The following is a 16,434-nucleotide window of genomic DNA, read 5'->3' on the forward strand; positions in this document are numbered from 1 at the left end:
CTCATGACATATTACATAAGACCTTTTTCTTGTGCTTCTTTCGTTAGGCGACTGCGAAAATCCGGATGACTTATTGCTATCAGAGATTTTGCCCGTTCACCAAGGCATTTCCCTCGTAAATCTGCCATGCCGTATTCTGTAACAACATAATGGACGTCATTACGGGAAGTCGTTACTGCAGCCCCCCGATCCAGTTCACAAGCTATCCGTGATATCGTACCGCCCGATGCAGTAGACGGCAAAGCAATAATCGATTTACCCTGGAGTGATCTGCTTGCCCCTCTAATAAAATCTACCTGCCCACCTACAGCACTAAATTGTTTTGGACCAATCATTTCCGCATTAACCTCTCCCATCAGATTCACCTGCAAAGCAGAATTAATAGAAATCATGTTTTCATGCTGACCAATAATATAAGGATCGTTAATGTAATCTACGGATTGCAGCTCTACATCGGGGTTATTATTCACAAAATCATACAACCTCTTTGTCCCCATCAGAAATGTGGCCATAAATTTCCCAGTATGAATCGTCTTCTTCCGGTTAGTAATAACACCAGCTTCAGCCAGTACCACTACGCCATCAGAGAACATTTCCGAATGAATCCCCAGATCTTTTTTATCTGTCAAAAATAATAGGACCGCATCGGGGATCGCACCAATACCTAATTGAAGCGTTGCCCCATCTGGAATGAGTGCGGCAACATGTTCACCGATAGCTTTTTCTATATCACCTATTTTCGGAGGTTTAAGTTCAATCAATGGCTCCTCTTGCTCCACAATAAAGTGAACTGCATCTAAATGAATGCTGGCCCCACCTGTCCGGGGGAGACAATGATTTACTTGCGCAATCACTATTTTGGCGCATTCGGCTGCAGTTTTAGTGTAATCTGCCGAAACACCATAACTGCAGAAGCCCTGTTCATCGGGTGGTGTAATCTGAATTAAGGCAACATCTACCGGCAATATATTATTCTTAAACAATCTTGGAATTTCCGAAAAAAAGCAGGGAGTAAAATCAGCTCGTTTTTCCTCTACTGCCTTTCGTGTCGTTCCTCCGACAAATAATGCATTATGGCGAAAACTTTTTTCTTGTCCGGGTTGAGCATATTTGGCAGGCCCCATTGCAACCATATGCACAATCTCTACATCCTTAATTTCAGGTGACCTGGCTACTAATGCTTCGATAAGTGCTTGCGGTTCACCGCAGGCATGACCCGTCACTACACGATCTTGGGATTTTATATGTTGTACTGCTTGTTCGGCAGAAACAATTTTATTTTGATACACTCTTCTCCAATTGTTCAAAATAATTCCTCACCTTCGTCACAATGTCAGTAACTAATTCTGCTGGCTCTACCGCAACGGCATCAAGCGTCGCTGCGGCAACCACAGCAGAAGGGCAATCGTTATGGTTATACTTTAGGGCACAATTGGCCGTACAGCCACTCATATATATAACAAAATCAACATCCAAGGAGTTATAGCAAACTTCATAGCCCATCCCAAGCAAAATATCTTGTACTTTGGCAGCAATCCGCCCCCGGTCAATCCATGGATTGCATCCCCCACAAAAAACAATGCTGATTTTCCGCTTATTCATAATGTAAGCTCTATCTCTTTCGCAGAATCTTTAATGCCTGATTAATTAGTTCATCGCTCACTTGATGTACCAGTATGACTCCCTTACTTTCTGGATATGCTTCTTTTACTGCTGCCTCCATCACTTCAGACATGGTCTGTTGGGCACTGGGACATGTTGCACATGCCCCAGTGATCCTGACCTTAACAAACCCATCAGATGTTACTTCCATTAATTCAATATCTCCATTGTGAGCACTAAGCACCGAATGAGCCTTTCCTTTAATTACTTTTTGCATTTTTTCCATTTAACTATCCTCATATTTATGACTTTATTCCAAATTAAAAGATTAGGAATTTACTTTGGAGGGATACCTGCGATTATCTTAGCCAACTCTTTTTTCTGCTCCATATTTCCCTGACGGGCAATCATGATGCGCTGTGCCTGGGGCGAGCCGGCTCCATGCATCGATTCTGTCCGATAACCAACAGCGGCAGTACCTAAGGTAATATTTTCAATCAAGCGCAAAATACGCAAACGATATTCAGTCGGTACTGAATTTACACCGCGGAAATATTTTTCAACCACTTTGCCAATTTCCGAACTGCGCAGATCTTTTTCCGATGGCATCGTTACCATTAAACCACCAGCAACATCTTCAGCCAAACGGGCAATTTCATAAGGGAACCGGGTAACGTTTTGTTTACAGACATTGGCAAGCAAAAGATCAATAATATAATTACCTGATGCTGTCTTATGCCCTTCAGCTGAGCAGGCAATACCACAAGCATATAGAGTTTCGTTAAGATGCATCATCTCAATGAGTTTATCCTTTACATGAGAAGCTTTCGCTGCACCATTGTAATCGGCAGCTAGTGCAGTTGCACCGATTAATACATCCCCTACACCAACTTTACAGCCTCCGTAGCTTTGACGATGATATCCAGCAAAACGTTCTACCAATAGACCGCTGAATTCATATTCGCCGCACATGAAGACACTTTCCCAAGGAATAAATACATTGTCGAATACCATAAGTGCCTCATGCCCACCGAACTGCTTATTTCCAACATCAATATCGCCGCCTTCCAACTTACGGGTATCACAGGATTGACGTCCGTAAATATAGAACACGCCGTCTGCGTCCGCTGGAGCAGCAAAGGAAACAGCATAATCAGCATCTTCTTTAACCATGGCAATTGTTGGCATTACCAAAATCATATGAGAGTTAATGGCACCTGTTTGATGGGCTTTGGCACCACAAACTACAATACCGTCTTCTCTCTTTTCCACAATATGCACAAATAAGTCAGGATCAACTTGTTTGCTTGGCGATAAACTGCGATCACCTTTGGGATCTGTCATCGCACCATCTACCGTCCAATCCTCTGCTTGCATTTGCAATAGAAATTCAGTAAACCGCTTATGATAATCAGTACCAAGTTTTTTATCCATTTCAAAAGTAACACTGTCAACAGCGTTGATCGCATCCATACCTACACAGCGCTGGAAACAGGCAGCCGTCTTTTGACCTAGCAGGCGTTGCATTTTTACTTTTTTTACAAGATCATCTGTACTTTGATGCAGATGGCAAAAACGATTTACTGTCTGATTGGTTAAATGTGAAGTAGCAGTCATTAGATCCTTATATTCAGGATTTTGTGCTAACTCATAAGTCATTTTCACAGAATTCATCGATGGTCTGATAATTGGATGATCCACAGGATTTTTTACCAGCTCACCTTGCAGATAAACCTTCAAGTTAAGTTTGCGCAAGCTTTCTTCATACTGTTCAGCTGTTTTTAAAGTCATTTCAATCTCCTCCTTAAATTAGCAAAGCATTTATTTTTTATACAATTTTTACTGATTAACTGTCTAAACTTCGTTGATTCTTGTCAATCGAAATGCTATCTGATTGACTACCGCTGCCTGATTCCGAATCAATTCGGCTATTAAATATTGGATCTTTACTGGTATCATAAGTTGACCAGTTGCGGATAAAATCTTTTCCATATATTAAAAGGCAAAGTACAACACCTACAGAAAAGGCAAATCCAGCTCCCCGAGATATCAATACAGAAGCTACAATCCCAGCCACACCTAGATCATTAAACGTACGGGCCTTTAAAACGCCTACCCGAACAGCTACATAGCCTTGTACCAACATCGTAAGAGAAAGCGAAATTGGCAGGATAGGTTTTACTAAGGTAACAATTGGCATTAAAAAGTAACTTGTAAATGTACCTAATCGAAAAGAGGCTACGCCACCAAATAAACTATCCATTGCCTCCCGGCCGTGTTTATAGCGTTCACAAGTTACAACCTGCATTGCTGCCCATAGGGGACCGCACATTGACAAATCCGGACCTAACATGGACATGCTAACATTGCGGATACCGCAAATGATATTATTACGGTTCGCATCATAATGAACGTTTTCATCACCGTGACGAAACTCACGAGCTTCATCAATAAGTGCTTCTGCCTGAATCAATTCACCAAATAACACTACATAGGTTGCTGCCACTAAAGGAAATGCATCCAAATACAAACTAAGCGGCGGCCAGCCAACTCTTGCAGAAAAAGGAGTCCACTCGGTAAACAAGGTATAAAACTGCGGCACAGTAATACTCCAGGTAATGGTCGGCCATGGCAATTCTCCAAGTAACGGTGCAATTATGATTGCCAAAACCAAAGATGGCATAAGACCCAAGTCTGATAAATACTTGAAAATAACATGTTTATTTCTCAGGGTTTTAAAGTGGTTAGAAAACAAAATATAGAAGGCAAATCCAATGGCAATTGTAATGGTCCATGGATAAGAATCAAAACGTCCTCCTTTTTCAAATACCAACCTTACAGCAGCTATACCAGCACCAATTAATATCCCAGACTTTAGCGCATCAGGTACAATATCAACAAATCTTTTAGCCAAACCAGTTGCCCCCAGAAGCAATGCAAAAATACCTAATTCCATTTCAAAAGCAATCAGTGCATGCAATCTGTCCACACCTTCCGGGAAGGTCTTTAGCCATAGGAGCAACAAGGGTATAGCAGGCGTGATCCACCCTGGAATAACAGGATCCCCCAGATGAGCATGCCATAAATAGAAAAAACCATTTAATATTACGATAGTAATGGCAATTTCAAAAGGCATTCCTAGATATTCCTGCAATATAGGAATAATACCCAGGCACACGGCACACATTAGCAATCCTTGAATAAAATCAGGCACCTCAAAACGATAATGAATAAATGGCAACCTTAATTGAAATGGTCCCAATGGAATATGCGGCTGAACTTCACCAAATTTACGTTTGTAAGTAGGGCCTAACCAACTCATAACAACACCCTTCCTTTTTCATTAATGAAGCATCTTTCCTAATGATACTGTTATAAAATCCCTCCTAACTATTAATTTCTCCTATGCATTAGCAAGATAAATAACTACTTGCATCATATCATTGCAATATTTATGCCAGCAAAAAAAGAAGAGCAATTCCTTACTCTCCTCCTTGTTTTGGACTATTCTGATATTTCTAACAATTGTTGCAAGAATGCACTAATTAGAATAGGATTCCCCTTCTGCTCTTTGTCAAAAAAGTCATTGTGAAAGATTGCAACAGTAGCAGCATTGCAACATTATCGTTTTTCCAACCCATATCTAACAACTTTACGAAAGACTGTCGTTCGATCAATGCCCAAGATTTCAGCTACTTTCTTCCAAGATCCATACTCTTTAAAATTTTCACTTAACAGATATTTTTCGGTCTCCTCTACTGCATCCTTCAATTTTGTTAAACGCTTTGGGGAAAAACTTTTATCCATAATGGTCTCAGGTACCAGATTCACAGTAATTTCTTCACTTGGTGCCGTTACCATCATACGTTCTATAATATTTTCCAACTCACGCACATTGCCTGGCCACGAGTACTCGACTAACTTATCAATCACTTGTGGCATGATTTTTTTGTTAAAACCAAAACGACTATTAAATTTATCAATAAAATGCATGATTAGAAGGGGTACGTCTTCTTTCCGCTCCCTTAAAGGAGCCAGGTAAATAGGCACGACCATAAGCCGATAGTACAGATCTTCACGAAAAACGCCTTCCTTTACCATCTTCGCAATATTTCTATGAGTGGCAGCAATAATTCTTGCATTAAAAGTAATTGTCTTGGTACCTCCCACCCTAATAAATTCTTTTTCTTGTATGGCCCTCAGCAATTTCACCTGTAAAAGTAACGGTAAATCTCCGATTTCATCCAGAAATAGAGTACCGTTATGGGCTAATTCAAATAAACCTGGCTTGCCTTCCTTTCTAGCTCCCGTAAATGCTCCCCCCTCATAGCCAAAGAGCTCTGACTCCAGCAATTGTTCCGGAATGGCAGCACAATTAATCTTAATAAACGGCTTAGAGGTTCCTTTTCCCTGTTTATGAATTAACTTGGCAATTAATTCTTTACCTGTACCTGATTCACCATTAATTAATACGATAGAATCGACATCCGCAATCTTGGTGGCAAGTTCAATTACCTGCGCCATCTTAGGGCTTCGGGAAATAATTTCTTTATTTCCAATGTGCAGTGCTCGTAGATGAGATAATTCCGTCTTATACTTCAAAGTTTGTTCTTTTGTTTTTAATAATTGACTTTGTAAACTCACAAGTTCTGTAATGTCACGTACATTGGTTACGACTCGAAATAAATCACCTTTCTCATCAAATATCGGATTTCCTGTAACTAAAATCTTGTTATTATTTTTTACGGTTTGATTAATAGTAACGATTTCACGCTTTTCGATCACCAGCAAGGTAACCGATTGGTCATAATAACCAGCCGCTACCAGATCTTTTAACTTCTTCCCCAATATCTCACTAGCCCTAATACCTGTAATACGCTCATAAGCAATATTTACACGTAAAACAACGCCTTTTTCATCTGCAATAAACATTCCATCATAAGATGAACTAATAATCGCCTCTAATTCTTTAAATAATTCTTTAACAGAACTTAATTCAGTAGACACTTTTTCCATATTTTCAATATCGCCAAGCATTTATTCCCTCTCCTCACTTACAATTGACCAAATTCTTTTTCTTTCTACTTTCGATATTTTCCGTATTTCACCTGTAAAAAAATGGATATACTATTGTTCTACTGGAAAATTTTATTATTTTTACAAAAAAGCCTGTTACAGAATTCTAAAGGGATCTGCAAAACCATCTGTCCATGGTCTGCAGATCAAAATATCTCTTTACCGCGCTATATCATCTACATCAAGAGATTCATTGGATACTAAGTGAATCACAATACGATAGGGCAAATTCACAACTTGTTGGGGCGGTTTGCTAATCCATCCCGTTTGTACACCAATCTGGCGGGGAGAATCATCTTGCCGTATGCGAATCTTACCATCCTGGACTTCAATAATGGCATATTCCGTCTCGCCGCCAATACGAATTTCCTCATAGTAGCCTTGCCTTAAGGTAATGGATTTAAACAGCTTATTGTCCACCCGAATTTCAGCAACTGTATTGGCTTGAGCAGGAAAGAGAATCACACTAAGAATAATTCCTGTAAACGATACTACGCAAAGCATCCCAATCAGCCATTTATCACCTAATGTAAGTCCTATCTTTTTCATCAACATCCTCCAAATGGCTTTAACAATGTAGTGATATTACTACAACTCCCAGTTTATTTAAGTATATAATTATCAATTCTTATCGTCTTATATAGATTGTATCTAAATTATCCAAGATGTGCAAATTGGATCTCTTCGCCTCCACAATAATGCACATCATAAATGAATCCAAAATGAATTTCTACTTATTGTTATATACCATAAAATAGAGCCTTTGACACTAAAACGTGTCAAAGGCTCTTACTTGATTCATCTCTTTATTTTACATTCTGATTATATTGCATATATACCACATGAGTTTGGAGATATTCTTCTAAGCCATGTTTTCCATCAGCACCGCCAATACCAGATTTGCGCCAGCCAGCATGAAAACCTTGCATAGCTTCAAAGTTTTCCCGATTTACATAGGTTTCACCAAATTTAATCTCTTTACACGCTCTCATGGCAACATCAATATTTTGCGTATAGATGGAGGAAGTCAGTCCAAAGTCAGAATCATTAGCCAGTTCAATCGCTTCATCTAAATCTTTGAATGTAGCGATGGGTAATACAGGGCCAAAGGTTTCTTTCTGCATAATATCCGTATTTTGCCTGCAATTGATAAGTACAGTCGGTTCAAAATAAAAGCCTACTCCTCGGTCTGCCCGCTTACCTCCTACAACTAAGGTAGCACCATCTTTAACAGCCTTCGCAACAGAAGCCTCCACCTGCTCTAACTGCTGTTTACTGACTAAGGGGCCCATATCAATCGTTTCATCCTCTAGTGGGCTGCCATACTTAACATTTTTCATCGCAACTGTCATTTTAGCAATAAACTGCTCTGCAACGGATTCATGAACATAGACCCGCTCTGCGCAGTTGCAAACTTGACCAGTATTAATAATGCGGGAAGCACATATGGCTTTCACTGCCAGATCAAGATCTGCATCCGCCATTACAATGGCGGGAGCTTTCCCCCCTAATTCCAAAGAGACCTTCGTCACATTCTCTGCCGCAGCTCTCATGATAGCAATGCCACCCTCTACGCTTCCCGTAAAGCTTACCATACCAATTTTAGGATGTCCAGCCAGGGCATTCCCCACCACAGAACCAGCACCGGATACCAAGTTGAAGACACCTTTCGGCAAGGATGTCTTTGCCACAATCTTGGCAAATTCAAAGGCATTATTAGGTGTTTCGCTGCTTGGCTTAATGACAATCGTATTTCCTGTGACTAAAGCAGGTGCCAATTTACGAGCAATTAAAAAGAAGGGGAAATTCCAAGGCAGGATTCCACCAATAACACCGATTGGTAATTTAAATAGAAAAATATTTTCATTAGGGCGATCACTTTCGATGATCTCACCTTCATAACGCCTGGCAAATTCGGCCATGTAATCCATATAATCAGCTGTAAAGTTAGCTTCCACTCTGGCAAGGGGCAATATTTTACCTTGTTCTTCGGCTATAATACGGGCGAGTTCTTCCGAATTTTCTCGTATGCCTTGAGCGATTTCCTTTAGATAGCCAGCACGTACAATAGCTGGAAGCTTCGCCCAAGATTTTTGTGCTTGTTCAGCCGCTTTTACAGCAGTCTCAACATCTTCCCGCGTTCCTGCAGGGATTTCAGAAACAATGGCTTCAGTGGCTGGATTTATGACCGATATCATTTTTCTTGACTCATTAGCAATAAATTCACCATTAATGAACATCTGATAACTTTTCATTTTCCTTCCGCCTCCTACTTTTTACTGTAATCTAAACCAAGCATCTTAGCCTGCAAAGATATTGTCCTGCCCCTTTACCCTTTTCACCCCACTCTGACAAGCAGGCATCTTTATTTCATATTTTCTCTGTCAAAACCCAATCTCCTTTCCCAATTTCAGGGTTGGCAAAAATTCACCATAAATTGGATGAATTCTTACTACTATCATAGAAAAAATGCTGCGCGTCTAAAAATAAAAATTTGAACCGCGAAGATGCGAAGAATATAAAGAACACGAAGATAAAACGAATTGAACCACAAAGGCGCAATGCCGCGGGCAGCGGCATTGCGCCTTTGTGGTTCATTGTTTTTTTGTGTAACTAACGCTACATTAATTTTCTCTACTCTTTAAATCACCCAATCCAAAACAAACTCTTCTTTTACATCCTCTGGTGAATGACCTTTAAATAGTAATTCAGGGTTCTTCACACTGACTTTCGTACCATTTGGAACGGATTTCGTAATAAAAGCATTACTGCCTATAACAACACCTTTACCAATAACCGTATCACCGCCTAAGATGGAAGCACCAGAATATACAGTAACTTCATCTTCAAGGGTAGGATGACGTTTAGCACCGCGCAGGTTCTGCCCTCCTCTTGTAGATAGAGCTCCTAATGTAACGCCTTGATATATTTTGACATTGTTGCCGATCGTACTTGTTTCACCGATTACCACACCTGTTCCATGATCAATAAAAAAATACTTACCAATAGTAGCACCGGGATGAATATCAATCCCCGTTATAATATGGGCATATTCTGCCATAATCCTCGGTATAAGCGGAACAGACAACAAATATAATTCATGAGCTAAGCGATGAATACTTACTGCGAGAATACCAGGATAGGAAAATATGATTTCATCCTTATCCCCCGCAGCCGGATCACCATCAAATGCAGCTTGTACATCCATGATTAGGGTATCACGAATTTCCGGTATTTTGCGTAAAAATGCATAAATAATTTCATCAGCTCTCTTGTCTGCATCCAGTGTGACTTCGCCGTTTTTAATTGCCTCATGTTTTAAAGCGTAGCCGATCTGCTCATGAAGTTTCTCATGAATTTTAATTAGTAAATCACCAACATGATAGCCAATTGTATCAATAATAAGATTCTGCTTTCCGAAATACCCTGGGAATAACAATTCCCTGAGCATATGAATACTCTCAATGATACTGTCCCGGTTCGGAAGAGACGCAGAAGCCACAGGAAAGGCATTCTCTTTATAACTGGCAACAATTGTGGATACGATGTCACTAATTTGTTCTTGAAATCTCTGGCTCATCATTTCACCTCATTCATATTTTTAAAAATGTTGCAGGCAAGGAAAACCATATGATAGTAGTCCCTGCCTGCAACGAATTTTCTTCTAGCTAATCTTAATTTGTATATACATTAACATTAATTTTATTTTTTATCAATGCTTTACTCTAACCAAAAAACAACTTTTTTATTTATCGTGAATTTTTTTTGATATTTTTTCCTGCTATGATTAATGAAATTGTATTTTTCTTGTCAGTAAAAAAAGCTGTCTCTCCTATTTTGCATTTGAGAGACAGTCTTCTTTTTAATGAAATCCCTGTTCCGTTCGTTCTATAATTTCATCTTGCAGTTCTTTGCTTAAATTATGGAAATGATCACTATAGCCTGCTACACGTACAATTAGATCCTTATAGTCTTCAGGGTGCTTTTGAGCATCCAATAATGTTTTCGAATCAATTACATTAAATTGAATATGATGTCCATCCAAATTAAAGTAGGTACGAACTAAGGATACCATATTTTCTAACCCTTGGTCACCAGTGACAACAGAAGGAGTAAATTTTTGATTGAGCAAAGTTCCTCCCGTCTTGATGTGATCCATTTTGGAAGCGGATTTAATAACAGCTGTAGGTCCCTTTCTGTCCGCACCTTTTTCAGGAGATATTCCTTCGGACAAAGGTTTATAGGCTTTTCGGCCATTAGGACTTGCACCCATCACCGAGCCGAAATATACATGACAGGTAGTGGGCAGCATATCAATGCCGTAAACCCCGCCTTTTCGGGTCTTTCGTCCCACAACTTCATTATGAAACGCATTAAATCCTTCTACCATAATATCATCAGCATAATCATCATCATTGCCGTATTTAGGAGTCCGATTTGCAACTAGGTTATGAATGGTATCATGGCCTACAAAATCATCTTCCAAAGCCTTTAGCAGTTCTTTAATCGTAAAACGTTTCTGGTCAAAAACATTGTACTTAATTGCTGACAGACAATCTGTCAGCGTGCCGATGCCCACTCCTTGTATATAATTGGTATTATAAAGAGCTCCGCCTGCGTTATAATCCCTGCCGCTGGCAATGCACCCGCTGGTAATAATCGATAAGAAAGGCACAGGCATATGCTTTGCATACAAATGCTCAATAATGTGATTGCCTGTAACTTTCACATCGATAAAATAATGAAGCTGTTTTTTAAAGGCATCGAAGACCTCTTCATAGGTCTTATAATCCTCAGCAAATCCAGTCTTTAGACCCAGCTGCTTTTTGCCTATCGGATCAAAGCCATTATTGAGAGTTAATTCCAATACTTTAGGCAGATTAAAATATCCTGTAAGGATGTAGGCCTCTTTGCCAAAAGCACCTGTTTCCACGCAGCCGCTGGACCCGCCCTGCCGCGCATCTACAATATTTTTTCCTGCTCTTAATAATTCTTCCACAATCGCTTCTGTGTTATAAAAAGCCGGCTGTCCCCAACCCTTGCGGGATATTTCGCAGGCTTTCTTAATGAAATTATGAGGCGACTTCTTGCTAATCTGAACATTGGAACTAGGCTGCAATAATCGCATCTCATCCATGGTTTCCAAGATTAGATAAGATACTTCATTGACACCATCTGACCCATCATCCTTCACACCGCCAGTATTAAGATTTGCAAAATCCGTATAGGTGCTGCTTTCTTTTAAGGTAATGCCGACTTTTGGAGGTGCGGGCTGATTGTTAAACTTTACCCATAAACATTGCAGCAGCTCTTTTGCTTTTTCTCTCGTGAGAGTTCCATCCTCGATACCTTTTTTATAAAAAGGATATAAATGCTGATCCAGCCGTCCAGGGCTTAACGCATCCCAAGGATTGATTTCAGTCGTAACGCCAATATGCACAAACCAATACATTTGAATCGCCTGGGCAAAGGTTTCTGGTTTATGAGCAGGTACAACCCGGCAATTTGCTGCAATTTCCAGCAAGTCCGCCTTCTTGTTTTCATCTGCCAAATTTTGAGCCATATCTTTAGCATATTGAGCGTAGCGCTTCCCATATGTCACAATGGCATCACAACATAGCGCCATAGCCTCTAACTGGCTTTTCTTCTCATAAGCCTGGGGATCTTCCAAGAAATCAAGAGCTTTTATTTGCTCTTGTATCTCAGCTTTAGAATCCAAAAAGCCTTTTGTATACATTTTCCCATCTGCTACTGTGTGCCCAGGCCCCCTTTGTTCCATAAATTCTGTGAAAATACCACTTTCATAACACGCTAACCATTCCGCAGACATTTGGGCTAAGATATTCTTGCGCATGGATCGATTTTCCCAAAAAGGTATAATCTTTTCCTTCTGCATTTTTTTTGCTGCGTCGTCAACCTTAAAGAATATTTTATCTCTTTGATCCATAACCTCAAGGTCTTCTTCTGTATGACAACAAAGTTCTGGAAAGCTAGGTGCATATTGAGGCTGTTCGCCTTTCTCGCCAACAATAAGTTCTCCTTCATTAATGCACAGGGTTTTATTCTCCATAATGTGCTGAAAGGTAAGAGCTCGCAATATGGGTGTTTCCACCTTTCCTAAATGTTTTTCATATGCCTCGGTAACCAGACGTGCTCTTTCAATGGACAAATGGGGTTCTACCGTTAAACTCTGATTCCTAAGTTTTCGAATTCTTTCATTCATACCTCTTTGTTCCACAATTTACCCTCCAATCTGCACTTTATAATTTGCTTGTTGAAACATGGACTGGATCTCTTCCAACCTCAAATCTGACGGTCTTTCTAATACTGGTAAAGGGCAATTAAGCTTTTTGTACTTCCCCTGCCCCATATGGTGATAGGGTAATAAGTTGATGGAATGGATCTTAAGAGTGGCAATAAAGTCAATGATGTCCTGAATTTGTTCATTCTTGGTGTTAATTCCCTCAATAAGCGGCAGCCGTAATTGAATGACTGCATCATGATCAGACAACAATCTTAAATTCTCTAATATTAAAGCGTTGTCCCGTCCGGTGTAATGTTTATGGTCACCAGAATCCATAAGCTTAATATCATATAAGAATACATCAACATATTTCATAATCCGCAGAAAACTTTCACTAGGCGCATAACCGCAAGTATCGATGACAACTGTTATGCCTTGCTCTTTGCATGTTTTCACCAGTTCCTCAACAAAGTCAATTTGGGTCATCACTTCGCCGCCGGATAAGGTCACCCCCCCGCCTGATTGTTCATAAAAGGCTTTATCCTTATGAATTTCTTGCATTATATCTTGTACGCTGTATTCTTTTCCGGCTATTTCTCTGGCATTCTTACAGCAATAATCAATACATATTTCACAAGCGTTGCATTTTTCAGCATCATAAAACAGCTGATGATTATTCTGCCAGGCAGCTTGCTGACTGCAATGCTTTTCACATTCCCCGCACCGAGTACAACGATCTTTATCAATTAAGATTTCCGCCTGGTAACTTTGACTTTCTGGATTATGACACCATTGACAGGTAAGGGGGCATCCTTTGAAAAAGACAGTAGTGCGAATACCAGGACCATCATGTACAGAAAATTTTTGAATGTTAAATAGTAATGCTTTTCTCATGTAATCACCTCAAACCTATAGAAATAGGTTTTACATTTTAAAAGGATTAGGAGAACTAACGACTAGCATCCTTACCATTTTATTCGTATAATTCGCCCAATTATGAACCGTAGAGGAATTGTAATGAGCTGAATCTCCGGGAAATACTTCGATTTGTTCATTGTTGATAAAAAGAGTTAAGATTCCCTCTAAGACATAAATAAACTCTTCTCCCTCATGAGCGTACTGGCTTATGTCCTCTGCGCTATTGATTGGCAATAATTCTACTAATCGAGGCAGCAAGGTTTTATCAGGCGCACCATTCGTCAAATGATAATGGATAAATCGAGAATTCACGACTTGGAATACTTCCTTTTCATAGCTTCGCAAAACATAGCTTTCTTTTTTCGTGGGACTCGTAAAAAAATAGGTTAGATCAACCCCCAGAACCTGGGCAATTTTTTGCAGTGAATCCGTTGCAATATTGGTCAGCCCTCGCTCTAGCTGAGATAAAAGACCCGTAGAAAGAGTAGTTCTCTCACTAAGATCCTTTAACGTCATCTTTTTTTGAGTTCGTAATTCTTTTACTTTTTTCCCAATATCTTTATTCATATTTGTGCCTGCTCTTTCTTATTTTTGAGTTTATAAAAAAATAAGTATTCTTCTAAGAATACTATATAACAAGAGATTCTATTTTTCAATCATTTTTTCATTAAAATGAATTTAATTTTATTTAGATGAAAAAATGATTGATTTTCAGTTTTTTAAAGACATTATACACAAATATAATTCATTTTAGTGAATTACATTTGATAGTAACTGTAAAAATAACACTAATGCATCCTTTTGTCATTATCAAGAAAAGTCATAAAAAGAACATAGAAAATGCGTGAAAAAAAAGATAAAAGAACCGCAGAGATGCAGAGAACACAGAGAAAGATAGATAGGGTTAAAAATCCCCTCTGCGTCTCTGCGGTTAAATCGTTCTATTTGCTCTGTTTGTCACGAGCATAGCGAAGCAATCCCCTCCTTGTTAAGAGATTGCTTCGCTATGCTCGCAATGACAGTTTCATGTTACATTTTCTTCGCATTCTTTGCCCTTCTTAGCGCCTTCGCAGTTCATCAGTTTTTTCACAACGTTTTATATTTATTTATCAATAAAAAAAGATTTGAACTTTGACGGTTCAAATCTTTTTATTAATTTTATTTTTTATAAGGAAATTTTAGAGAAAACGTACTGCCTGCCGTATTTGTTTGAATATCAATAAGTGCATTATGCCTGGCTGCTATCTGATAACATACTGAAAGACCTAAACCTGTTCCCTTCTCTTTTGTCGTAAAGAAAGGAGTGCCTAGCTTTTCCAAAACGTCCTTTGAAATTCCCTTACCTTCGTCTGTAACCTGCAATACAATGTAATGTTCTTCCTTAAAGGTGCTGACAACAACTTTCCCCTTATCATCCATGGCTTCAAATCCATTTTTCACCAGATTGATGATCACTTTATGAATATCAATTTTATCTACTAACAGGTCCGGTATGGGCTGCAGCACAAATTCGATAGAATGCCCGATTTCACTGCCCATGGCTTCTATTAGAGGTCCTATATCTTCAATAATTTTATTTAGATTCTGCATAGCAGAATCATTTACGCGATTTTTAGCCAGAGTGAGAAAATCGGTAATAATTTCATTTGCTCGATCCAATTCACATATCATCATTGAAAACTGTTCTGCAAATCCACTAAAAATTGACTTTCTTTGCATATAGCGCAAATATCCTCGTACAGTTGTCATCGGATTGCGGATTTCATGACCGATACTAGCTGCTAACTGCCCCACGAGATTCAAACAACTTAATCTTTCAATATGTTGCTTTAATTCAATGGTTTCTGAAATATCTACAACCGTTAGGAGCAGCATATTCTGCTCATTAACCATTAGGTATTTTATATTCAAAAGAATCATATTTGCATTTTGTGATTTCACATTGAATCTGCATTTATAATCTTTCACACTTTGCTGCTGGAGTAAACTCTTTCGTATATAGTGGTAATCCCTTGGAGAAATCAACTCTTTTAATGAATGTATACTCCATTTGAGAATGGTTTCGTGATCCTGACCTGCTAATTTTACAAAATGATCATTCGCTGTAATAACCTTTCGCGTATCAACTGATATAAGAGCCATGGGGCAGGGGCTGGAAAGAAACAGCTCCCTGAATGCTTTCTCCATTTGATCTGCTTTACTGCAAAACGTACTTTTATGAATTGGTAAATTATTTTTATATCTAGTAATTTTAGCTTTTTTTATTGATATTCGCCTACATTTACGGATTCTCTTTTCAAGTAATCCCATCTTTTCTAAAACAGCAGAATCATGATGTTTTATATTGATGCACCTTAATGTAGGAACAAAGGTAATTACTTTTGTCAACTCTCGAATCGTCGTAAACAGAGCACGAAGAGTGTTCTTACTGCCTTTCACCTTTACAGGTTTCTTACATCGATCCTGTGCAAAGCATTCTATACTATTTGTTTCCTTAGCGAGAACAGACACACTTCGACCCCCTTAATATAGCAACATTCAACTAAAAGAAGATGATTTAGCATTCTTTCCCACATATAAAAACCCTTATTAGT

The 16,434-nt window shown here is 39.1% G+C and carries 13 protein-coding genes; all 13 read right to left on the bottom strand.

Annotation, left to right across the window (positions count from 1 at the left end; translation table 11 throughout):
• Positions 1–11: 11 nt before the first annotated feature.
• The gene (locus FR7_RS20900; RefSeq protein ID WP_007950634.1) at positions 12–1,307 is read right to left on the bottom strand and encodes an acetyl-CoA hydrolase/transferase family protein; all 1,296 of its coding nucleotides are present in this window, start codon (positions 1,305–1,307) and stop codon (positions 12–14) included.
• Entirely contained in the window at positions 1,276–1,602 is a 327-nt protein-coding gene (locus FR7_RS20905; protein WP_007950635.1) for a hypothetical protein, read from the bottom strand. Before FR7_RS20905 ends, FR7_RS20900 begins: the two co-directional genes overlap by 32 nt.
• A 10-nt stretch (positions 1,603–1,612) precedes the next feature.
• On the bottom strand, positions 1,613–1,888 hold the full coding sequence (locus FR7_RS20910; RefSeq protein WP_007950636.1) for a NifU family protein: 276 nt from the start codon (positions 1,886–1,888) through the stop codon (positions 1,613–1,615).
• A 50-nt stretch (positions 1,889–1,938) separates the two neighbouring features.
• Positions 1,939–3,393, bottom strand: coding sequence for a 4-hydroxyphenylacetate 3-hydroxylase family protein (locus FR7_RS20915; RefSeq protein WP_007950637.1), 1,455 nt, complete (start codon positions 3,391–3,393; stop codon positions 1,939–1,941).
• A 55-nt stretch (positions 3,394–3,448) separates the two neighbouring features.
• Positions 3,449–4,924 carry a hypothetical protein gene (locus FR7_RS20920; protein WP_007950638.1) on the bottom strand — a complete coding sequence of 492 codons (1,476 nt, stop codon included), beginning with the start codon at positions 4,922–4,924 and terminating at the stop codon, positions 3,449–3,451.
• 299 nt (positions 4,925–5,223) lie between these two features.
• Entirely contained in the window at positions 5,224–6,639 is a 1,416-nt protein-coding gene (locus FR7_RS20925; RefSeq protein ID WP_007950639.1) for a sigma-54 interaction domain-containing protein, read from the bottom strand.
• Between the two features lie 198 nt (positions 6,640–6,837).
• On the bottom strand, positions 6,838–7,227 hold the full coding sequence (locus FR7_RS20930; RefSeq protein ID WP_007950640.1) for a NusG domain II-containing protein: 390 nt from the start codon (positions 7,225–7,227) through the stop codon (positions 6,838–6,840).
• A gap of 257 nt (positions 7,228–7,484) precedes the next feature.
• Positions 7,485–8,933: an aldehyde dehydrogenase gene (aldA, locus tag FR7_RS20935; protein ID WP_007950641.1), complete on the bottom strand. Its 1,449-nt coding sequence runs from the start codon at positions 8,931–8,933 to the stop codon at positions 7,485–7,487.
• Positions 8,934–9,319: 386 nt separating this feature from the next.
• Complete coding sequence (gene epsC, locus FR7_RS20940; protein ID WP_007950642.1) at positions 9,320–10,258, bottom strand: serine O-acetyltransferase EpsC; 939 nt, start codon at positions 10,256–10,258, stop codon at positions 9,320–9,322.
• Positions 10,259–10,540: 282 nt separating this feature from the next.
• Positions 10,541–12,916 carry a trans-4-hydroxy-L-proline dehydratase gene (hypD, locus tag FR7_RS20945; protein WP_007950644.1) on the bottom strand — a complete coding sequence of 792 codons (2,376 nt, stop codon included), beginning with the start codon at positions 12,914–12,916 and terminating at the stop codon, positions 10,541–10,543.
• 3 nt (positions 12,917–12,919) lie between these two features.
• Positions 12,920–13,816: a trans-4-hydroxy-L-proline dehydratase activase gene (locus FR7_RS20950; protein WP_007950646.1), complete on the bottom strand. Its 897-nt coding sequence runs from the start codon at positions 13,814–13,816 to the stop codon at positions 12,920–12,922.
• 30 nt (positions 13,817–13,846) lie between these two features.
• Entirely contained in the window at positions 13,847–14,407 is a 561-nt protein-coding gene (locus FR7_RS20955) for a helix-turn-helix domain-containing protein (RefSeq protein WP_007950648.1), read from the bottom strand.
• A gap of 591 nt (positions 14,408–14,998) precedes the next feature.
• Entirely contained in the window at positions 14,999–16,351 is a 1,353-nt protein-coding gene (locus FR7_RS20960) for a two-component system sensor histidine kinase NtrB (RefSeq protein ID WP_007950650.1), read from the bottom strand.
• Positions 16,352–16,434 lie beyond the last annotated feature (83 nt).

Origin of the sequence: Pelosinus fermentans DSM 17108, from assembly GCF_000271485.2 — a bacterium.
GTDB classification, from domain to species: Bacteria; Bacillota; Negativicutes; order DSM-13327; family DSM-13327; genus Pelosinus; species Pelosinus fermentans.